General features: G+C 62.7%; 24 protein-coding genes and 1 tRNA gene. 16 read left to right on the top strand and 9 right to left on the bottom strand.

Translation table 11 applies throughout. The features are described from left to right. Positions 1–97: 97 nt before the first annotated feature. The 7 genes from G522_RS0102785 (at position 98) to G522_RS25295 (ending at position 3,074) form a co-directional block, all read left to right on the top strand. On the top strand, positions 98–583 hold the full coding sequence (locus G522_RS0102785; RefSeq protein WP_026789739.1) for a UPF0262 family protein: 486 nt from the start codon (positions 98–100) through the stop codon (positions 581–583). Positions 584–615: 32 nt separating this feature from the next. Further along, positions 616–1,131: an arsenate reductase ArsC gene (locus G522_RS25300; protein ID WP_051228161.1), complete on the top strand. Its 516-nt coding sequence runs from the start codon at positions 616–618 to the stop codon at positions 1,129–1,131. A gap of 133 nt (positions 1,132–1,264) precedes the next feature. Continuing rightward, on the top strand, positions 1,265–1,483 hold the full coding sequence (gene infA / locus G522_RS0102775) for a translation initiation factor IF-1 (RefSeq protein WP_026784394.1): 219 nt from the start codon (positions 1,265–1,267) through the stop codon (positions 1,481–1,483). A 79-nt stretch (positions 1,484–1,562) separates the two neighbouring features. Continuing rightward, entirely contained in the window at positions 1,563–2,192 is a 630-nt protein-coding gene (locus G522_RS0102770) for a Maf family nucleotide pyrophosphatase (RefSeq protein WP_026789738.1), read from the top strand. Beyond that, the gene (locus G522_RS0102765; protein WP_036837638.1) at positions 2,192–2,377 is read left to right on the top strand and encodes a DNA gyrase inhibitor YacG; all 186 of its coding nucleotides are present in this window, start codon (positions 2,192–2,194) and stop codon (positions 2,375–2,377) included. The genes G522_RS0102770 and G522_RS0102765 overlap by 1 nt, the downstream gene beginning before the upstream one ends. A gap of 188 nt (positions 2,378–2,565) precedes the next feature. Beyond that, positions 2,566–2,641 (top strand) — tRNA-Phe (locus G522_RS0102760). Positions 2,642–2,837: 196 nt separating this feature from the next. Further along, positions 2,838–3,074: a thermonuclease family protein gene (locus tag G522_RS25295; protein ID WP_051228159.1), complete on the top strand. Its 237-nt coding sequence runs from the start codon at positions 2,838–2,840 to the stop codon at positions 3,072–3,074. Between the two features lie 594 nt (positions 3,075–3,668). Here G522_RS25295 and G522_RS0102750 read toward each other — a convergent pair. Then, positions 3,669–4,073, bottom strand: coding sequence for a RidA family protein (locus G522_RS0102750; RefSeq protein WP_026789736.1), 405 nt, complete (start codon positions 4,071–4,073; stop codon positions 3,669–3,671). 160 nt (positions 4,074–4,233) lie between these two features. On the opposite strand from G522_RS0102750, the gene G522_RS0102745 reads away from it, so the two are divergent. Both G522_RS0102745 and copM read left to right on the top strand, forming a co-directional pair. After that, positions 4,234–4,827, top strand: a complete 594-nt coding sequence (locus tag G522_RS0102745; protein WP_026789735.1) for a TetR/AcrR family transcriptional regulator — start codon at positions 4,234–4,236, stop codon at positions 4,825–4,827. 266 nt (positions 4,828–5,093) lie between these two features. Beyond that, positions 5,094–6,506 carry a CopM family metallochaperone gene (gene copM / locus G522_RS0102740; RefSeq protein ID WP_051228156.1) on the top strand — a complete coding sequence of 471 codons (1,413 nt, stop codon included), beginning with the start codon at positions 5,094–5,096 and terminating at the stop codon, positions 6,504–6,506. Between the two features lie 16 nt (positions 6,507–6,522). On the opposite strand, the gene G522_RS0102735 is transcribed toward copM, so the two are convergent. From G522_RS0102735 to G522_RS0102715, 4 genes are all read right to left on the bottom strand, one after another. Next, positions 6,523–6,933: a low affinity iron permease family protein gene (locus tag G522_RS0102735; protein WP_026789733.1), complete on the bottom strand. Its 411-nt coding sequence runs from the start codon at positions 6,931–6,933 to the stop codon at positions 6,523–6,525. After that, positions 6,930–7,697 (bottom strand): siderophore-interacting protein, encoded by a 768-nt coding sequence (locus tag G522_RS25290; RefSeq protein ID WP_084632663.1) that lies wholly within the window; start codon positions 7,695–7,697, stop codon positions 6,930–6,932. The genes G522_RS0102735 and G522_RS25290 overlap by 4 nt, the downstream gene beginning before the upstream one ends. Before the next feature lie 276 nt (positions 7,698–7,973). Beyond that, positions 7,974–8,558 (bottom strand): hypothetical protein, encoded by a 585-nt coding sequence (locus G522_RS0102720; protein WP_026789731.1) that lies wholly within the window; start codon positions 8,556–8,558, stop codon positions 7,974–7,976. A 61-nt stretch (positions 8,559–8,619) separates the two neighbouring features. Next, positions 8,620–8,982, bottom strand: a complete 363-nt coding sequence (locus G522_RS0102715) for a hypothetical protein (protein WP_026789730.1) — start codon at positions 8,980–8,982, stop codon at positions 8,620–8,622. Between the two features lie 338 nt (positions 8,983–9,320). On the opposite strand from G522_RS0102715, the gene G522_RS0102710 reads away from it, so the two are divergent. Together G522_RS0102710 and G522_RS0102705 are read left to right on the top strand one after the other, a co-directional pair. Further along, on the top strand, positions 9,321–9,797 hold the full coding sequence (locus G522_RS0102710; RefSeq protein ID WP_245586574.1) for a sigma-70 family RNA polymerase sigma factor: 477 nt from the start codon (positions 9,321–9,323) through the stop codon (positions 9,795–9,797). A gap of 220 nt (positions 9,798–10,017) precedes the next feature. Then, entirely contained in the window at positions 10,018–10,512 is a 495-nt protein-coding gene (locus tag G522_RS0102705) for a ferritin-like domain-containing protein (RefSeq protein WP_026789728.1), read from the top strand. A 112-nt stretch (positions 10,513–10,624) separates the two neighbouring features. Here G522_RS0102705 and G522_RS29890 read toward each other — a convergent pair whose 3' ends face one another. The 4 genes from G522_RS29890 to G522_RS25275 all read right to left on the bottom strand — a co-directional run bounded on the left by G522_RS29890 (position 10,625) and on the right by G522_RS25275 (position 14,095). Beyond that, positions 10,625–10,963: a hypothetical protein gene (locus G522_RS29890; RefSeq protein WP_156886795.1), complete on the bottom strand. Its 339-nt coding sequence runs from the start codon at positions 10,961–10,963 to the stop codon at positions 10,625–10,627. Positions 10,964–10,998: 35 nt separating this feature from the next. Then, positions 10,999–11,811: a BON domain-containing protein gene (locus G522_RS30430; RefSeq protein ID WP_051228154.1), complete on the bottom strand. Its 813-nt coding sequence runs from the start codon at positions 11,809–11,811 to the stop codon at positions 10,999–11,001. Between the two features lie 185 nt (positions 11,812–11,996). Further along, positions 11,997–12,890: an SDR family oxidoreductase gene (locus G522_RS25280; RefSeq protein ID WP_281168421.1), complete on the bottom strand. Its 894-nt coding sequence runs from the start codon at positions 12,888–12,890 to the stop codon at positions 11,997–11,999. A 74-nt stretch (positions 12,891–12,964) separates the two neighbouring features. Further along, complete coding sequence (locus G522_RS25275; protein ID WP_051228152.1) at positions 12,965–14,095, bottom strand: sugar phosphate nucleotidyltransferase; 1,131 nt, start codon at positions 14,093–14,095, stop codon at positions 12,965–12,967. Between the two features lie 179 nt (positions 14,096–14,274). Here G522_RS25275 and G522_RS0102680 point away from each other — a divergent pair, with 179 nt between their 5' ends. The 5 genes from G522_RS0102680 to G522_RS0102660 all read left to right on the top strand — a co-directional run bounded on the left by G522_RS0102680 (position 14,275) and on the right by G522_RS0102660 (position 20,039). Then, positions 14,275–14,772 carry a YciE/YciF ferroxidase family protein gene (locus tag G522_RS0102680; protein WP_026789727.1) on the top strand — a complete coding sequence of 166 codons (498 nt, stop codon included), beginning with the start codon at positions 14,275–14,277 and terminating at the stop codon, positions 14,770–14,772. Between the two features lie 383 nt (positions 14,773–15,155). Next, positions 15,156–16,529 (top strand): putative bifunctional diguanylate cyclase/phosphodiesterase, encoded by a 1,374-nt coding sequence (locus G522_RS25270; RefSeq protein ID WP_169453462.1) that lies wholly within the window; start codon positions 15,156–15,158, stop codon positions 16,527–16,529. A gap of 121 nt (positions 16,530–16,650) precedes the next feature. Then, positions 16,651–17,262 (top strand): glutathione S-transferase family protein, encoded by a 612-nt coding sequence (locus G522_RS0102670; protein ID WP_026789726.1) that lies wholly within the window; start codon positions 16,651–16,653, stop codon positions 17,260–17,262. Positions 17,263–17,376: 114 nt separating this feature from the next. Next, positions 17,377–18,246, top strand: a complete 870-nt coding sequence (locus G522_RS0102665; RefSeq protein WP_026789725.1) for an SMP-30/gluconolactonase/LRE family protein — start codon at positions 17,377–17,379, stop codon at positions 18,244–18,246. A gap of 26 nt (positions 18,247–18,272) precedes the next feature. After that, positions 18,273–20,039, top strand: coding sequence for an IlvD/Edd family dehydratase (locus tag G522_RS0102660; RefSeq protein WP_026789724.1), 1,767 nt, complete (start codon positions 18,273–18,275; stop codon positions 20,037–20,039). Positions 20,040–20,052 lie beyond the last annotated feature (13 nt).

The raw sequence follows: 20,052 nt of genomic DNA, 5'->3' as shown, positions 1-20,052 counted from the left end.
AGGCATGCGTAAAACTCCTGTCCGGGTCGACCTTTGCTGGCTTCGTGAGACAGGATGGTCGTGCTATGCCTCGACGACCATTTTGCGGAGGACAGTCGTGACCGACACCGCCAGTATATCCGGGCGCCTCGTATCGGTGACCCTCGACGCGGCATCACTCGGCCAGATTTCGCGCGAAATCGATCACGAGCGGCAGGTGGCGATCTTCGATCTGCTGGAGCAGAATTCCTTCGAACCGGTGGGCGCGCCGGGCGGCGAGTTCGTCCTGCGCCTGTCGCTGGTATCCAACCGCCTGGTGCTGCAGATCTTCCGGGCCGATGGCGAACCGGTGACCACCCACATCCTGTCGCTGACCCCTTTCCGCCGGATCATCCGCGACTATTATCTGGTCTGCGACAGCTATTACGAGGCGATCAAGGTGTCGACGCCGAGCCAGATCGAGGCGATCGACATGGGCCGGCGGGCGCTGCACGACGAGGGCGCCCAGATTCTTTGCGACAAGCTGGCGGATAAGATCGTCATCGACAAACTGACGGCGCGGCGCCTGTTCACGCTGATCGCCGTCTTGCACTGGAAAGGCTGAAGCGGGAGCTCGGGCTGCCTGATGGGAGGCTCATGACGGACGACGTGGAAACAGCAACGGAGGGAAAGCAGCCCGGCGCGGTGCTGTTTGCCTGTTCGTTCAATGCGGTGCGCTCGCCGATGGCGGCGGCCATCGCCCGTCATCTGTTTCCGGGCAAGATCTTCGTCGATTCCGCCGGTGCCCGCCGTGGCGAACTCGATCCCTTCGCCGTGACGGTGATGGACGAGATCGGCCTCGACATCTCCCGCCACCGTCCGCAGACCTTCGAAGATCTCGAGGACAGTAACTTCGACCTCATCATCTCGCTCGCCCCGGATGCCTATCACAAGGCCCTCGAATACACGCGTTACAATTCCGTCGAAGCCGAATACTGGCCCACCGCCGATCCGACGCTGGCGACCGGTTCGCGCGAGCGCATTCTCGACGAATATCGCGCCGTCCGCGACCAATTGATGGCTCGGATCAAGGCCCGACTCGCCTGGAAGCCGTCCTTCGAGCCGCGCCGGGAAGGCGTGATCGAGGAGGGGGCGGCGGCCGAGAACCGCTGATCGATGCGTCATCGACCCTCGTCACCGGTTATCTGCTCGCTTTTCTGAGCGTTTTTCGGCCGAGGTGGTTTATTTTGCGGCGCATTTCGGATAGTTATCCGCCACCAATTCCCGAAAACGGATCAATGCCCGCATGACCAAGGAAGAAGTCCTGGAGTTTCCAGGCGTCGTCTCGGAACTTCTGCCCAACGCGACTTTCCGCGTTCGTCTCGAGAACGACCATGAAATCATCGCTCACACCGCCGGCCGCATGCGCAAGAACCGCATCCGCGTTCTGGCCGGTGACAAGGTGCTGGTCGAGATGACGCCCTACGATCTGACCAAGGGCCGCATCACCTATCGCTTCAAGTGAGCGGCGTGAGGAGGCGGCGAACCGCCCCGGCTCGATCCGGGAGGCGGGCGGCTGTCTCCAAGCCACCGAAGGTGAGCTGATGACCAATCGTCCCGTCCTGGTTCTGGCATCTGCGAGCCCGCGCCGCGTGGCTCTGCTGAACCAGCTCGGTATCGCGCCCGACCTGCTGTTGCCGGCCGACGTCGACGAGACCCCCGGCCGCGCCGAACTGCCGCGCCGCCTCGCCCGTCGTCTCGCCCGTGCCAAAGCCGAGGTGGCCGCCCACCGCGTGCCGCTCCAGGACTATCCGGGGCGCGACGTGCTGGTGCTCGCCGCCGACACGGTGGTGGCCGTCGGCCGTCGCATCCTGCCGAAGGCCGAGACCTTCGCCGATGCGGAAGGCTGCATCGCGCTGCTGTCCGGCCGGACGCATCGCGTCTTTACTGGCCTGGCGCTCGCCACGCCCTCCGGCCTCAGGGAAAAGCTGGTCGAGACGCGCATCCGCTTCAAGCGTCTGTCGTCCCAGGAAATGGCCGACTATCTCGCCTCCGGCGAATGGCAGGGCAAGGCCGGCGGCTATGCCGTCCAGGGTTTTGCCGGCGCCTTCGTCGCCTCGGTGTCCGGCTCCTATTCCTCGGTGGTCGGCCTGCCGCTGCATGAGACCGCCAACCTGCTCGAATCCGCCCGCTATCCCGTGCGGGCGCGCTGGACCGATGGAGCACTCGCCTGATGGTCGCGCCCAAAAGCAGCCGCTGCCCCAATTGCGGCGAACCAACCGATCCGATCTTCACCCCGTTCTGCAGCAAGCGCTGCAAGGACGTGGACCTCAACAGGTGGCTGAAGGGCGCCTACTCGATCCCCGTCGTCGAAGACGACGATCTGCCGCCACCCGACGAGAGCGACGAGCGCAACTGAGCCACCCAAGGCCGGAAGACCCGCTTGGGGCGGGGTGGCCTTCCCCCTTGAAATAGCTCGCCTTTCCTAACCTTGCCGGCGTAGTTCATTTTTCCGGCCAAACCCACTGGACAGGTCCGCGCGGACTATCTATAAGGCCCGTGCTTCGCCGTTGGACGCAACCAAACGCCCAGTGGATCGCGGCAAGTGCCTGAGTAGCTCAGTTGGTAGAGCATGCGACTGAAAATCGTAGTGTCGGTGGTTCAATTCCGCCCTCAGGCACCATTCTCCAACAGGATTTTTTTATAAGGCAAGAACTTAGGCGTCACCTGGGCCTAATCGTTCCACCTTTCGCTCCACCTTTTGGAATTTGGTTCAGGGCAACCATGCGCGGCTGGGCGCTTCATCCAAAGGAGCAGGTAAGCGATATCGCTGCGGGTGAGTGGGCACCAACGCTCATACCACGTTTCTGGATGCTTCCATGCCGACCAGATGCAGCCCGACGGGCAGGAGCTACGAGCGCGTTGTTGCGGTTTGCCGCCGGGCTGACGGTGCTGATGTCAACCGCTGGCTTGTTGCCAACGGCTATGCGGTCAACTGGCCTAGGTACAGTAAGGGCCGATATGCCGACGAGCAGGAGAAGGCGCAAGCCGCGCGCCTAGGGATATGGGCTGGCCGGTTTGAGATGCCGTGCGCGTTCAGAGAGCGGAAGTGTTGAGCCGCAGTAAACCTCAATGACCGTCAGCTAGTCTTGCGCTATGGTTGTGTGGACCTGAGGGGGGTGGAATGCGCGTTGTATTGGCTGTTGTAGGAATTTCGTTGTTGGCGGCGTCTTGCGTGACGAACACAACGCCGTCAGATGGTACAGAACACCCGGGTACCCCGGAGCAGAGGGAACTAGGGCGCCAGCTTGTCTTGTGCGTAGCTCGTAACCAAGCATCTTTTGATGACGGTCGCTCCGATGCGGGAACCGTTGGAAAGGCCTTGATTGATGGTCCTTGCTATAAGGACGCTCTCAGGTTTTCAGAGACGTTCGCGCGAGATGGGGATCCGCAGGCCCGCCGGGAATGGATGCGTAGACCACAGTCTTTTGAATACGAACTTGCTACCCGGACTGTCAGGAGGAAACGCGGGGATATAATCGAGTGATAGGAGTTATCGTCCGCGTCGGGAAGTGGGTGCCTTCCGATCAACCGGTGCGGAAGGAACCCGTTCGCGCATTTCTGCCACCGATGTGTTTTTTTCCTCGGCCAGCTAGCGATCGGAAAAGCGGGGCGCTCGGGCGGCCCCGAAATACCCGGTGCGCTAGGCGTCACGCCTCTGCCGCAGCGGGAATCCGCGCGATCACCTTGATCTCGAAATCGAAGCCGGCCAGCCAGGTCACGCCGACGGCCGTCCAGTTGGGGTAGGGGCGCTCGCTGAAGATCTGCTGCTTGACGGCCATGATCGCTCCGAACTGGTTTTCCGGGTCGGTGTGAAAGGTCGTCACGTCGACGATGTCGTCGAAGGTGCAGCCCGCCGCTGCCAGTGTTGCGCCAAGGTTTTCGAAGGCCAGTTCGACCTGTCGGTGAAAATCCGGCTCGGGCGAGCCATCCGAGCGGCTGCCGACCTGTCCGGAGACGAACAGCAGGTCGCCCGTGCGGATCGCGGCGGAATAGCCATGCTCTTCGTAGAGGGCGTGTCTGTTGGCGGGGAAGACGGCGTCGCGCTGGGCCATTTCGATCTCTCCATGGATGGCTGGGGTTTGCAAGGCTCGCCGGCGGCTGGAGAGCTTCTCGCGTTGCTTCGTTTGATATACGATGCGTATGTGAGTTAAGTCATATACGCATCGTATGTCAAGTTCATATACGGAACGTATGTGAATTGAGGTGGAGACGATGGCCAAGCGACGTTTGGAAACCATGGAGGAGAACCGCGCCAAGCTGATCGTGGCGGCGCGGAAGGCTTTTGCCGAAAAAGGCTATTCCGCCGCTTCGATGGACGAGCTGACGGCCAGCGTCGGCCTGACGCGCGGCGCGCTCTATCATAACTTCGGCGACAAGCGCGGGCTGCTGGCCGCCGTCGTCGACCAGATCGACTCGGAGATGGCCTCGCGCGCCCAGGAGATCGGCGCTCGGGAGAGCGACGACTGGCAAGCCATGCTTGCCGAGGGGGACGCCTATATCGAGATGGCTCTCGATCCCGAAGTCCAGCGCATCGTTCTCCTCGATGGTCCGGCGGTCCTGGGCGATCCCTCGCAATGGCCAAGCCAGAGTCGCTGTCTGCAGGTCACTAGGCAGGCGATGGAGCGGCTCATCGAACAGGGCGTCGTCAAGCCGCTCGACGCGGAGGCGGCCGCGCGGCTTGTCAGCGGAGCCGCCCTCAATGCCGCCCTTTGGATTGCCGCCAGCGATCGCCCCGAAGAGGTGCTGCCCAAGGCGTTGGAAGCCTTTCGGGCCATGGCTTCGGGCCTTCTTGCAGACCAGACTTAGGCCTCCTGCAATTAGGAAGCGTTCTAATCAAGTGAGGGCTACTGCTAACTTGAGAATGATTCTCATATTTATGATAAGTCGAGGCACGGGCAGCGTTCGTTGATTTCCGTGACCGTGCTCAGGCTGGATTGAGCCTGTGGCGATCCGTAAGCAACAGGCATTTCGGTCAGCCGGATCGCTGGAAGGCGCGAGCCCGAGAGCATTCGCCGACCAGATTGAAACATCTGGTCGTCAAGCGAGTGCCCCAGCGTTGATGGAGAGCCGCGATGAGACCGTCATTTCCCGCTAAGATCCTTGTCCCCCTGTTCGGCGCCGTCGCGTCGCCCATGCTCGCCATCTCGCCCGCCGCTGCCCACGTTAAATGGTTTGCACCCTTCATCGTCGGCGCGCCGCCGCAGCCGGTGGCAGCAACGCTGCATAACACCTGGTTCTGGACCGGCATCGTCCTCGTTCTGGTGTTCTTCCTCGCCACCCGCCTCATCGAGCGGTCGCCAGCCGGTGAAGTGATCCTCCGTGGCCTCGACACGGCCACCGGCCCGCTTTGGCCGCGGCTCGATGATTTCGTCCGCGTGGTCATCGGCGCCTTCTTCGTCGCCATCTTCGCCACCGGCGGTGTCTACCTGACGCCCGATCTCAAGACGCCGGCCGAGTGGGTGTCGTGGATGCAGCTGCTGATCGCCGCGCTGATCTTCTCGCGCCGCACCCAGCCGCTTGCCGCCGCCGGCATCATCGGCCTCTGGCTCTTGGCGTTGCGTGACTATGACATCTTCCACCTTCTGGACTATCTGGCGCTCGGCGTCGGCGTTGCCGGCTATCTGGTGCTCGAGGCGCTGCCGAACCCGGAATGGCGGGCGCGCCGCTTCGAGGTGCTGCGCTGGGGCGTCGCCATCGCCTTGATGTGGTCGAGCCTTGAGAAGTTCGCCTATCCCGATTGGTTCTACCCGCTGGTCGTGGAAAAGCCCTTCCTGACCTTCGGCATGCCGCGAGACGTCTTCATTCCCATGGCCGGTGTCGCCGAGTTCACCATGGGCTTCGGCCTGATCTGGACGCCGCTGGTGCGCCGCCTGTCGGCCATCGCCCTGTTCGTCATCTTCAACGCCGCGGTCTATCCCTTCGGCCGTATCGACCTGATCGGTCACGCGCTGATCATGGCGATCATCGTCGCCATTGCCGCCGACCGTACCCGCGAGGTTCATTTCCTGCCGGCGGCCAAGAAGGCGCTCGTCGGCGTGCCGGCCGGCTTGGCGGCGGCGCTGGTGATCTTCGTGACGGGATACTGGGGGCTGCACATTGCCATTTACGGGGCTGAGGGCAGGGTCGGAACGGCACCGGTCGAGCATCTGACGCATACGCCGAATGCCGAGCATCCCCACGACGCCACGGGTACGACCGACGGCGTTTCCAACGCGGCAACTGCCGAGGCCGCCTATCGCGCCGCCATGGATCGCATGCATGGCCCGATGATGAACGGCATCGCCGACCCGGATCCCGATACCGCTTTCGTGCGCGGCATGATCCCGCATCATCAGGGAGCGATCGATATGGCCGAAACGGTCCTCAAGTTCGGCAAGGACCCGCAGAACCAGCATTTCGCCCGCGAGATCATCGATGCGCAGACGCACGAAATCTCTGAAATGCGGGATTGGCTGCGCCAGCGTGGCATTGCCGAGCAGCCTTGACGTTGCCACGCCGGCCTCAGCTGGATTTGGCGAAGCCGGCGTCGAGCATCGCCGCTTCGCTGTCCGCCTTCGTCGGGTCCGGCAGAGTGGCGCAAACCTCGTGAAGCGTTTCCTCATCGAGCTTCTCGATGCCGACGAATGTATTGCGCGCTTTCGAACTGCGAATGAGCTCGTCGAGCTTGGCCTGCAGCGCCTTGCCGTCGCGGTTCTGAGAATTCTGCAGCATGAACACCATCAGGAAGGTGACGACGGTCGTCAGCGTGTTGATGACGAGCTGCCAAACCGACGAGAAGCCGAGGAACGGGCCGGCGATTGCCCAAAGGAGTATCAGAGTCAGCGCCAGGGCGAAGGTCATCGGCCGCCCCGACCACTCGGAAAGCGCCGATGCGATCCGGGAAAACGAGCCCGAAGGATTAGTACGGCTCATGCTGCCCTCGTCTTTGCGGAGAAAGCACTCGAATCTCCAGACTGGCTGAACGGCATGCGCCAATAACCGGAGGTGTGGACCCGCTCGCGGGGTAGCATGGTTTCGAAGTGTTCGCGCAACTCCAGCGCGGCGGCGCGTTCCGCCGCCACCCAGACCGCTGCGGCCGGCGAAACCGGTGCCTCGCGCATGGCCTGAATTAACAGCTGTCCCTGCGGCGTCATCTTGCGAGGCAGAAAGCGCACTGAGACGGCGGGCGGAGCTTCGATGTGCTGAATGTCTCTGGCATCGGGTACCTCCAGCCAAACGATGCCCCGTGTTTGGCGTGGCAGGTTGGCGAGGATGCTGGCGACTGCGGAAAGACCGGTTTCGTCGACCCCCAGAACTACGTTGCCCGGTGGCCAGGCCAGCTTGCACCCCGGCCGCGGTCCGGAGACTTCCGCCAAGTCGCCAGGGCGGGCCCGCCGCGCCCAACTGGCGCAAAGGCCGCCGTGCAGCGCCATGTCGATCGAGAGCTGTCCCTCTCTCCGCTCACGAATGGTGTAGGCCCGGCCGTGCTTCTTGCCTTGGCCGCAAGTCGGCACATGCAGCTTGATCCACTCGGCCGGGCGCGCCGGCTCACACGCGGAAGGCTCCAGCTCCCTAAAGACGACCCGCCGCATATGTGGGGTGAGATCGAAAGCCTCGACGACCGAAACGCGCCGCCGTTGATTAGCACGCCGGATGGCATCGAGACGGTCAGCGTCTTCACGGGAAACTGGACGCATCAAATCCTCCCGACAGACGGGACTGACAGAGATGGGAACGGAAATTCGGCTCGTGCCGTCATCCGATGATCAACGCCAGGAGATGAGGCCGGGTTCCCCAAATGAACCGAGCCGCATCCATTTTTCTAGAAAATAAGCCGGCAAAGTAATGAATGATACCTGTTTGATAGACAGCGCCCGTCCCACCCCCTTGGGGATGGAGCGGGCGGTAGACCATTCTGCCGGGATCAAACGAGGCACGGCCCCGCCTTCACTCGGCAGATATCGCCAAGCGCGTCAGATCAGCGGCGGGCGACGCGTGGGATCGTCAACCGGCGAGGTCATGTTGGGGCTGGGCTCGTAGCCCGTCCAACCGCTCTCGCGATAAACACGTTCCCGCTCGGCGATGTTGACGGGCGGCGTCTCATCGAGAAGGCGGGCGACCAGGGCATCCTGGCTGTCCTCGGCGCGCACCGTGACCATGGTGCCGCCGCGGCGGATCGCCTCGGCATAGACCTCGGCTTCCTCGGACGACAGGCCCGAACTGGTCAGGGCATCGACGATGCCGCCGGCCACGCCGCCGGCAACCGCGCCGGCCGCGAGGCCTGCGAGCGTCGATACGAACCAACCGGTGGCAACGATCGGGCCAAGGCCCGGGATGGCGAGCAGGCCGACGCCGGCGAGCGCACCGGCGCCGCCACCCAGCACCGCGCCGATGCCGGAGCCGGCCGCGGTGGCTTCGGCGCCATCGCTGATGTCGTTGTCTTCGCTCTCGGGCGAGATCACCGAGATATCGTCATTGGAAATTCGGGCTGCGCGGAGCCGGTCCACCACGGCCATCGCGTCGGACCAGCTGTCGTAAAGTCGGGTATGGGTGCTCATGATGCTATCCTTCCCAGGGGATTGGAGTGATTGAGATTTTGCCGGCAATGAAGGCGATGCTTCATTGCGCGCTGATGGTGCCCTTGTAGTCGACGCCTACGCTGACGGTTGCGCCGTTATGGCGAGCATGTCCGCGCCAGATGCCGTCTTCGGACTGGACCAGACCGCTGATGTCGGTGTAGCCGGCGTCTTCGAGCCAGGATCGCGCCTGGGCTTCGGTGAAGCTGTTGGCGCCCGGCGTCAGATCACCCTTGTTGGGGGTCGTCTGGGCCGGCGGCGTATTCGGCGCTGTGGGGGCGGCCGGATCAGGTGCGGCCGTTGCTGGATCGCTCGCCTTCGGAGCGGCCGGCGCCGGCGTGGTCTGGGCAAAAGCGCTGCCGCCGAAAGCGAGAACAGTGGCCATGCAAAGTGAGGCGAGTTTCATCGGAATCTCCTCGGACGTTGGGGGTCACTGCCGGTCTAGTGGAGCCGGGAGACGGCAACCGGCCGGCGACTTTGGAGAATGCGGAGATGGCGTTTGCCACATCTCGGCACCGCCTAGTCAACGTCTCGCTTCAGCAATAGTTCCATGGCCGCCCCGAGGGCTTTCGTGAGTATCGGGGCTCATAAAGAGGCGCGTGAAAACTCCGCCAATTGAAGCGGACCACGGAACCGTTTCCCGTCTGCTGAATTCAGTTGAGGGTGTTTCGTCCATTCGAGGTGGATGGCCGAACTCGGAATCGCTCGCGTGGTTCCATATCGGCTCGAAACTCAAAGCGCATCATGATGTCCGATGATATTCTTACCTATTTGCCGGCCATGCGCGCTTTTGCGCGCTCCCTTTGCGGCAATGCTACCGATGCCGACGATCTGGTTCAGGAAACCCTGGTAAGGGCGATCGAGAATATTTCCAGCTATACGCCCGGTACCAATCTCAGGGCGTGGCTGTTCACCATCATGCGGAACCGCTTCTACTCCAACTGCATCAAGCGGGCGAGAGAGCGGACGGGTGACGAAGACTGCGCATCGCAGCAGCCCACCGTGTCGCCCCATCAGGAATGGCAGGTGCGCATCAAGGAACTGGAGCAAGCCCTGGAGGAGCTCCCCGTCCATTACAGGGAGGCGATCGTACTGGTGGTGGTGCTGGAGGAAAGCTACGCGCACGCCGCCGAAATCCTCGACTGCGACATCGGAACGATCAAAAGCCGCATCAATCGCGGCCGCAAAATGCTGCGTGCCGCCATGGGCGAGGAAATATAGCACCCGCCAATTTTCCGAAGCAAAGCCGAGCAGGTGGAACTTCTCGCGCCCTTGTCGGTTGGATTCTCCGTATGCCGCAAGGCAAACCGATTGCGAGCGGTGGCTGCAAGAGCGTGACCAACGCTGACAGCGAAAAGAGCAGGCCTTTCTTCTCTTCCCCGAGACGCATGACGAGACGTGTCGCCATAACCGAGGAGAGTAAATCCCATGGACGATATCCGTGAACATTATCTGGCATGGCGTCCGTGACGCCCATGCCATGGAAGAGCAGGCCCTCACCATGCTGCGCGGCATGCTGTCGCGTCTGGAGAACTACCCGGTCCTGTGCGCCCGGATGGAACAGCATGTCACCGAGACGGAACGTCAGGCTGAAGCGCTCAAGAAACTGCTGGAGGGACGCGACAGCGGTGCCTCGCTGGTGAAGGATACGCTCGGCAAGGCGACCGCCCTTGGGCAAGCGCTGAGCGGCATGTTCGCCGACGACGAGGTCATCAAGGGCGTCATGGCAAGCTACACCTTCGAACAGATGGAAGTGGCAGCCTACAAAGTCCTGATCTCGACGGCCGCTGTGCTCGAGGACACCACGGCAATGGCAATCTTCGAGCAAAATCTGACCGAAGAGCAGGATATGGCGGATTGGCTGTTTGATCATCTCGACCAGACGACGCGGATCTTCCTTGCCCGCGACGAAGCCGGCCTTCCTGCTCGTCGGTGATGCCGGCGGCAGGTGCCGATAGCCAATCCGACCACCCGGCACCAGCATCAAACAGAGAAGCCGCCGTGCGCTGCGCGGCGGCAAGTCTTTGAAGGTCTGAAGTCTTCGGAGTTCAGCCGGACGCTGACGGATCCCCCGCCGTACCTTTTTCCTGTTGGCGAGCCAGAGCTTTATTGAGCTCGACCGCCAATTCACGCAGCCGCTCGGGCACAGGCTCGGCGGCGATCGTGTCTATGAGACGCCGTGCGGCGGTTTGCAATCCGGAGAGGTCGTCGTTCTCCAGGGATTGTCCGCCGCATGAGGCATCGGAAGAGGTAGGATTCGGACACATGGTAACCACAGCATAGGCGGACAATCTGAAAATCACATTACCCGACGAAGCGCCAAGGCCGGTATTTCCGATAAAATCATCAGTGTGATTTTCCTGCACGCCTTTTGGCGCAGGTTTCAAGTCGCTGGCGCGACCCGAAACCTGCGAGGTGAAGCTTAAGCGTCTGTGGCTTTCGCCCTGTCATGCAACAGATCCCTGCCGGAGCTCGTCGAGTCCCGACCGGCACTTGCGCCGGTGCCAACCCGCAGATTGTTCTGAACATGGGTGACGCCAGCGCATTGCTCAGCACACTCCTCTGCAGTGTGTTTGGCCTGTCGCGAGTCGACATAACCGGAGAGCGTTACTTCACCGCCCGAGACCTCGACGGTGATATTCGAGGCGTCCAGCGTATCGTCGTCGCTCAGCCGGTCGCTGACATCCTCCTTGATGCGCTCATCCGAGCGGACATAACCCTTGGGCCCTTTTCCGCGAAACGAACCAGATCGCATGGCGTCTCGCCCTTGATCAGAGGGCCTGTCGTCATAGCGATCGGTCCACCATGTGTTTGTCTGCGGCCATTCTCCGCGACGCGCGCCATTGAAGGTTTCCGCACGGCCGTCATAGCCGGCTCGCGTATGGTAGCCTTGATCGCGGAAGCGGCCCTGGCCACCATCAGGGCGGTTGTCGTCTCGGCCGTCGAGGTCCGAACGCCCGGAATCCCGGCGAGCGAAGTCGAAGGCATGACCGCCGGCTCGATCGGGACGGCGATTGGGTTCGCCATAGTAACCGCCGGCGTTGCCCCAGTTCCGCCGATCCTCATAGTCCTGGTTGCCCCGGCTGCCTGGATAGGCTTCGTTCTGGTCGTCGTCCTCGAACCGCCGGCGCAGATAGCCCGTTTCGTCGTCCTGTACCCAGCGGCCGGTCAGTCTCTGTCGGTCGTCATGCTGGCTGCGCGAGGGTAAGTCTCGGTCGTCTCGTCCGTATGTCATGATCCGGCCTCCTTGCTGATGAGCGACGCCAAAGCGTCGGGGTGACTGACAACAAGCTGGCCGGCCGATTGTTCCGGCTTGCCATGGCGGGCAAGCCTTTCGGATTATTTCAAGAAAACGGCCCGCTCCCCGGCACATGACCGGACGGGAGCGGGCCTTATGTCCCTGGAGGGATGGCGCTTGTCTCAGATCAGCGGCTTGCCGCCAGTCACCGCAACAGTGGCGCCGGAGACGTAACTCGACATCGGCTCGGCCAGCATCACATAGGCCGAAGCCAGTTCCACCGGCTGTGCCGGCCGCTTCATCGGATAATTGGCGCCGAACTGCGATGTCTTCTCAGCTGACATGCTGGCCGGGATCAGCGGCGTCCACACCGGGCCGGGCGCGACGCAGTTCACCCGGATACCCTTCTCGGCAAGCAGTTGCGCCAAGCCGCCGGTGAAGTTCTGGATCGCCCCCTTGGTGGTCGCGTAAGCGAGAAGGCTGGGGCTGGGCGTGTCGGCATTGATCGACGCCGTGTTGATGATCGATGCGCCCGGCTGCATATGTGGCACCGCCGCCTTGGCGAGATAGAACATGGCGTGGATGTTGACGGCGAAGGTCCGCTGCCACTCCTCGTCCGGAATATCCTCCAGCGCCTCGAAGGTATCCTGATGGGCGGCATTGTTGACCAGAACATCGATGCGGCCCAGTTCGGCCACCACCCGCCTGACCATCTCTCGGCAGTTGGCGGGTTCGGAAATGTCGCCGGGAAGCTGCAGGCAGCGGCGGCCGCAGTCCGTGACGAGACGGGCTGTGTCGGCGGCATCCTCTCGCTCTTCCAGGAAGGAGAGGGCAATATCGGCGCCTTCACGGGCAAAGGCGATGGCGACCGCCCGGCCGATGCCGCTGTCGGCACCGGTGATCAGGGCGACCATACCCTCGAGCCGGCCGGCTCCCCGCCAGCTTTGTTCGCCATGGTCGGGTTTGGGGTCCATCACCTTGAAGCTGCCGGGCAGCTCCTGCGTTTGCTTCGGAAAAGGCGGTTTCGGATAGTTGGGATAGTGGGGCGATGCCCCGGACGAGGGGGTGTTCATCATTCATGTCCTCGTTGATGGTTGGGTTGATATTGGCTGGCGTCAGGTGGCGCCCGCCGTGGGGGAGGTCAGCAATTTCATGGCGACAGGAAGGGTAGGGCGGCGACCAGATGGAAGCGCGGACGCTCTTCGCGGTGCCGCTCGAGCATGGCGGGTGTGACCAGTGAGGTACCGTTGCAGGTGACGCGGAACCAGCGGCGATCCTCTTCCGGATCCTCACCGATGGCGAGGCCGTCGGGAACATACGACCCGGGGGCGAGAATGGCCCGTTTGGCGCGAGCTCTGTAGCCGAGGCGGGCGCCTGGCAGCAGAATAGTGCCGTATTCAGCTGCCTGCAGCATCTGGCGCGATGGCTTGACCGTGGCGGTGGGCAGCGCAATGGGCGCCTTTGCCGGATCGAGAAAATCGAGCTGGGCGAGCCGATAGCTGTCGAGCGTGCCAACATCACGCCAGTAAAATGCGCCCTCGATGTTCGATGACGGGCAATAGACTTGCGCCGATCCTTGACGCACCGCTTCCGGCAGGATGTCCTGCCCGAAATCGTCCATGGCCCCTTCAGAAGTTAGCAGCTGAGCCAGCCAGCGGCGGTCCAGCACGTAGACTCCCATGCTGACCAGTGCGCGCGTCGGGTCTTCCGGCACCGGCTGGGGTCGCGCCGGCTTCTCGGCGAAACCCGTCACCCAACCTTTCCCGTCGGCGGACAACACACCGAAACTGGAGGCTTGCGCCAAGGGAACCTCATCGACCGCCACGGTCACCTTGGCACCCGCGGCACGATGAGCTTCGATCATGGCGCGGTAGTCCATCTGGTAGACATGATCGGCTGAGAGAACGAGGAGTTCATCGGCTCCGCTCGCGGCGATTTCGGCGAGGTTGGCCCGCACGGCGTCTGCCGTTCCGCGATAACCACCGGGCCGCAGATGGCATCCATCCCGGATTTCGAGACCACCCGGAAACTGGTGCCGCCATTCACCGGCGAGATGCCGGACGAGGCTGTCCGGCAGATATTGCGTTGCCACCAACAGCTGGGCCATGCCCGACCGCATGACATTGGCAACAGTGAAGTCCACCAGCTTGCCACCGGCAAAGGCGACCGCAGGCTTGCACTCGGTCGATGTCAGCTCGTGAAGACGCGTCCCCTGTCCCCCGGCGAGCAAAACGCAAAACGCGTCGACAACCGGGGCTTTCGGGGAAAACGGAAAGGGCATGCCGGACCTCCAAGGGGTGGAGGTAATGAAATGCCTGAGGGCGGAGATTGTTCCCGACTACCGGACAGCTCTCGAGCGAGAGGATGTATCGCGTCGAATGACGCTCCGGCAGATGGAACAATTAGCGTCTTCGGCGGTTGAACTCTCCGCAACCTTTCTCCCAGCGTAGAGGTGAAACCATGAAGACCAAATCGCTTGACGATCTATTCCTCGACATGCTCAAGGATGTCTACTACGCAGAACGCAAGATATTGAAGACGCTGCCGAAAATGGCGCGTGGCGCTCAGTCGTCCGAGCTGAAGGCCGCGTTTGAGAAGCATCGCGAAGAAACCGAAGTGCAGGTCGAGCGCCTGCAGCAGGTGTTCGAGCTCATCGGCAAGCCGGCCCGCGGCAAGACCTGCCCGGCCATCGACGGGATCGTCGAAGAGGGCGAAGAAATTCTCGAATCCTTTGCCGGCTCAGAAGCGATCGACGCCGGCCTCATCGCCACTGCCCAGGCTGTCGAACATTACGAGATCGCGCGCTACGGCACCATGTGCCGCTGGGCCGAACTGATCGGCCAGAAGCAGGCCTCCAAGCTCCTGAAGGAGACGCTTGCCGAGGAAGAGGCGACCGATTTCAATCTGACGAAGATCGCTGACGGCTCGGTCAATCAGGCCGCTCTCAAGGCTGCCTGACCGATCTTTCAGCTCGCTATCAAATCGGCACGCGTCAATCCTCCCTCAGGTGGCGCATGCCGGTACGGACGGCCTCATCTCGCATGGGGCCGTCCGAATTTATATCCGCTTAGGCAATCCGACTCCGTGGTTGCATGCGGTCGTGTCAAAAAACTGAACTCGGATTTGCGAAAAATTCATAAGAGCGCTGTAAATTTGCCTAGGCATAAAGGTGAAGGATGGCGCTCGGAAAACAACTTCAAACCGCGCTGAGCGTCAGCCGGCGCGTTTCGTTGCTCGTAGGGGCGCTCGCGACATCCTGTCTGGCCATGGCACTGGCCTTGATGTTCGTCCTTCACGGTGCATTGCCACCCTCCTGGCAGCCAGGCTTGCTGGCGGGCTTGGTGTCCGAAACGCTGCTTCTTCTGCTGATCGTCGTTATCGGCTTCCTGCTGGTGCGCAAGAGTCTCGCCTTGATGCAGGGCGAGGAGCATGCGGAGAGCTCGGCCCGAGTCGATCCTGTTACTTTGGCGCTGACACGTGCCGATTTTCTCGACGAGTTGCGCCGTCGCGTTCAGACCGGTGGGGATCGCCGGCACGCCTACGTGATGCTGGACCTCGATCATCTCAAAGCGCTCAACGACACCTTTGGCCACGCTGCCGGCGACGAGGCGCTCGCCCAGTTGGTGCGCATTTGCCGCGATGAACTGCCGAAAGCCACTATAGGCCGGCTTGGTGGCGATGAGTTTGCACTGCTGCTCACCGATTGCGCGTCGCGTGGTGAGGTGGTGCAGGCGGTGAAAGCGCTACTCGACCGCTTGCGTCTGCCGGTACAGATCAATGGCCGCACCATGCGTCTGTCGGCGACGGCCGGCATCGCCATGGCGCCCGACGACACACACATCGCCCTTGAGCTCGTCAATCTCGCCGACCTCGCCCTTTACAAGGCCAAACAGGCGCGAGGAACGGTGCTGTCCTACAACGCCCGCATGCTGGTCGACGACCGCTATACGCGGCTGCTGACCCGCGAACTGCGCGCTGCCATCTACCTCAATCAGCTCGACATGCACTATCAGCCGATCGTCGCCGCCGACGGCGTCGAGCAAACGGCCTTCGAGGCGCTGATCCGCTGGCACCATCCGTTGCGCGGTACGATCCCGCCAGCGGAATTCATCTCGGTTGCCGAGCAGTCGACGCTGATCGAGGAAGTCGGCGAATGGGTGATCCGCCGCGTTATCCGCGACGCTGTCCGTTATGGACAATATCAGTTCGGGATCAACGTATCGGCCGTTCAGCTGAAACAGTCTGGCTTTGCTGCCTTCGTCGTCAATGAACTGACCACTGCTGGCTTACCGGCTTCCCGTCTCGTGCTGGAAATCACCGAGACCGTCTTCCTCGATTTCGGCTCGGTGGAGCGGGCCAATCTCGAAGGGTTGCGGGCGGCCGGCGTCATGATCGTCCTCGATGATTTCGGGTCGGGTTTTGCCTCGCTGCAATATCTCCGGAAATTCCGCTTCGACTGCCTGAAGATCGACAAGAGCTATGTTCACGCCGCTGGATCGAGCGATGTCGATATGACCTTCGTGACGGCCATCACCGAGCTTGCCCGTGCGCTCGGTACCCGCGTGTTGGCCGAGGGCGTCGAGACCGAAGAGCAGTATCTACTGATGAAGGCAGCCGGCTGTCAGGTTTTCCAGGGCTATTATTTTGGCCGTCCGGCGTCCCTACCGGAAGCGGTTGCCGCACCATCGGCCCGTGAGCGGCTCGCCGCCGGCTGACTGTTGAGGCTGCGAAAGCCCGTTTCGGCCCGCCGGGCTTTTGCCGTAAGCTATGGAAGCGTCGAACCATTGACCCGCAATTTTCCAGCGGGTCGCCATCTGCTTCATTTCGAGGTTTGTCATGCGCCTTATCGGCATGCTCGATTCGCCCTACGTCCGTCGTACCGCCCTGACGCTCGCCGCTCTCGACATTGCCTTCGTGCATGAATCGCTGTCGGTCTTCCGCCACTACAAGGAATTTGCCGCGATCAACCCGGTGGTCAAGGCGCCGACGGCGGTGAACGACGATGGCGTGGTGCTGCTCGATTCCACACTGATCATCGATTATGCGTTGAAGGTTTTGAGCAACGGCAAGACACTCGGACCGACCGAGCCAAAGCTGGCGGCCCTCGATATCCGTCTCACGGGCCTCGGTCTCGCAGCCTGCGAGAAGGCGGTGCAGACCGTCTATGAGCGTCAGCTCCGCCCGGCCGAGAAGCAGCATGCGCCCTGGCTCGATCGGGTCGCCGGTCAGCTCAAGGCCGCCCTTTCCGCCGTTGAAGCCGATATTGCCGGGGCAGACTGGTTGCTGGGGCCGCCTCTGAGCGAGGCCGGCATCACGCTGGCCGTGGCCGGAACCTTCATCACCGAGATGGTACCCGACGTGGTGACGCTGTCCGATTATCCTCGCCTCGCCGCCTTGACCACCGCAGCCGAGGCGACAGCGCTGTTCCGCGCGTGGCCTTATCAATAGGGAAAGCGATTAATTAGTACGACTAATTTGCGCTTTGGCTAGCCAAGCCGGAGGCGGAAAGCTATTGTCGTTTCCGTTGGCGGGTGGAGCGTGCCGACCGACGTGGAGGAGAACATGACCCAGGTTTCCGTGTTGTCCAGCCACGCCTGTCACCTCGGCGAGGGACCAAGCTGGCACCCGGGGCGAGTCAAGGCCTTCTGGTTCGACATCATGGAGCGCCAATTCCTGGAGATGGGGCTCGACGACGCGACGCCTCGCATCCACGACCTGCCTTTCCACGCCACTGTTGCCGCCCGTGTCGATGACCAAAGCCATTTGATCGCCAGCGACGCGGGGCTGCACCTCAGGTCGATCGACAGCGGCGCACTGATCGAGCTTCGTCCCTTCTGGGACGAGAAGCCTGGCACGCGCAGCAACGACGGCGCCGTCCACCCGTCCGGCGCGCTCTGGATTTCCACCATGGGCTGGCGGTTCGAGCCGGGGTTTGGCCGCATATGGTGGTATCGCGCCGGCGAACTCAGGCTGATCGCCGAGGACCTCACCATTCCCAATGCGATCTCCTTTTCTCCCGACGGTCGCACCGCCTATTTCTCCGATACGACGGAGCATGTGATCTACAGAATCGCCGTCGATCCGGCGACCGGCCTACCCATGGGCGACCGGCAGGTGTTCTGCCGGGTGAGCGGCGGTGGCCCCGACGGCGCCACGGTCGACGCCGATGGCCTCCTGTGGAACGCGCGCTGGGGTGGTCACGCCGTTGATGCCTACGATCCGGATGGCCGCCTTGTCAGAAGCGTCTCGCTGCCTGCCCGGCAAGTGAGCTGCCCGGCGTTTGCCGGCCCTGCTCTCGACCGTCTCATCGTAACCTCGGCTTATGAGGGCTATGACGCGGAAAAACGTGCCGCGGAGCCTGAGGCCGGCTGGACTTTTCTGGTCGATGGCCCCTTCCACGGACTGCCGCAGCCGACCGTCCTGATCGGCTGAACGCCTTATCCTGACAGGAGGACACGATGTCCAAGCCGCGCCGTCACAAGCTCTGGTTCGACAATCCGGACAATCCGTCGATGACGGCGCTCTATCTCGAGCGATACCTCAATTACGGGCTGACCCTTGAGGAGTTGCGGTCTGATCGGCCGATCATCGGCATCGCCCAGACCGGCTCCGATCTGTCGCCCTGCAACCGCGTCCATCTGCGCCTCGCTGAAAGGGTGCGCGAGGGCATCAGGGCGGCGGGCGGCATCGCCTTCGAGTTTCCGGTCCATCCCATCCAGGAAACAGGGCGGCGGCCGACGGCGGCGCTCGATCGCAACCTCGCCTATCTCGGTCTCGTCGAGATCCTGCACGGCTATCCGCTCGACGGCGTGGTGCTGACAACGGGCTGCGACAAGACGACGCCGGCGCTGATCATGGCGGCGGCTACCGTCGATTTGCCGGCCATCGTCCTTTCTGGCGGGCCGATGCTCGACGGCTGGTACGAGGGGCGGCTCGCCGGCTCGGGTACCATCATCTGGGAAAAGCGGCTGCAGCTCGCCACCGGCGAGATCGATTATGAGCAGTTCATCGAAGCCGCTGCGGCCTCGGCGCCATCCGATGGCTACTGCAACACCATGGGCACCGCCTCCACCATGAACTGCCTTGCCGAGGCGCTCGGCATGAGTCTGCCCGGCAATGCCGCCATTCCCGCACCCTATCGCGAGCGCGGGCAGATGGCCTATCGCACCGGCGAGCGTATCGTCGCCATGGTCGAGGAAGACCTCAGACCCTCGAAGATCCTGACGCGGCAGGCGATCGAGAACGCCATCGTCGTCAATTCGGCCATCGGCGGCTCCACCAATGCCCAGCCGCACATCGTCGCCATCGCCCGCCATGCGGGGGTTCCGATCGAGCCGATGGATTGGCAAACCGTCGGTTACGATGTGCCGCTGATGGTCAACATGCAGCCGGCCGGTCACTATCTATCCGAGGGCTTTCACCGGGCCGGCGGTCTGCCGGTGGTGATGAAGGCGCTGCTCGACCATCGTCGGCTCCACGGCGATGCGCTGACCGTCACCGGCCGGACCATGGCGGAAAACCTGGCGCCGTTCCCAGCGCCCGATGGCGAAGTGATCAAGCCCTACGATGCACCGATCAAGGAGAAGGCCGGCTTCATCGTGCTGAAGGGCAATCTCTTCGACGCTGCCATCATGAAGACCTCGGTGATTTCCGAGGAATTCCGCCTTCGCTATCTGGCGAGGCCCGGCTCGGAGAATGTTTTCGAGGGGCCGGTTGTCGTCTTCGACGGCTCCGAGGATTATCACCACCGTATCGAGGACCCGTCCCTCGGCATCGCGCCCGAGACGATCCTGGTGATCCGCTATGCCGGACCGGTCGGCTGGCCGGGCTCGGCCGAGGTCGTCAACATGCAGCCGCCGGCCGCTCTCATCGAGCGCGGAATCAGCGAGCTGCCCTGCATGGGAGATGGTCGCCAGTCCGGAACGTCCGGCTCGCCTTCCATTCTCAACGCTTCGCCCGAAGCGGCGGTGGGCGGCGGCCTGGGTCTTCTCAAGACCGGCGATCGTATTCGCGTCGATCTCAACGCCGGTACCGCCGACGCCCTTGTCGACGCCGAGGAGTGGGAGCGCCGCCGCGTCGCTTTCCAACCCGTGTATCCGGCCAGCCAGACGCCGTGGCAGGAGCTCTATCGAGCAACGGTCGGCCAGCTCGCCGATGGCGCCGTCATGGAAATGGCGGTGAAATATCAGAAGGTGGCGGACAGCCCGCCACGCGACAGTCACTGATCGCGTGGCCCCA

The organism is Pleomorphomonas oryzae DSM 16300 (assembly GCF_000422965.1).
Lineage (GTDB): Bacteria > Pseudomonadota > Alphaproteobacteria > Rhizobiales > Pleomorphomonadaceae > Pleomorphomonas > Pleomorphomonas oryzae.
The sequence above is the reverse complement of the archived record's forward strand: the minus strand, read 5'-3'. Positions and strand labels throughout refer to the sequence as shown.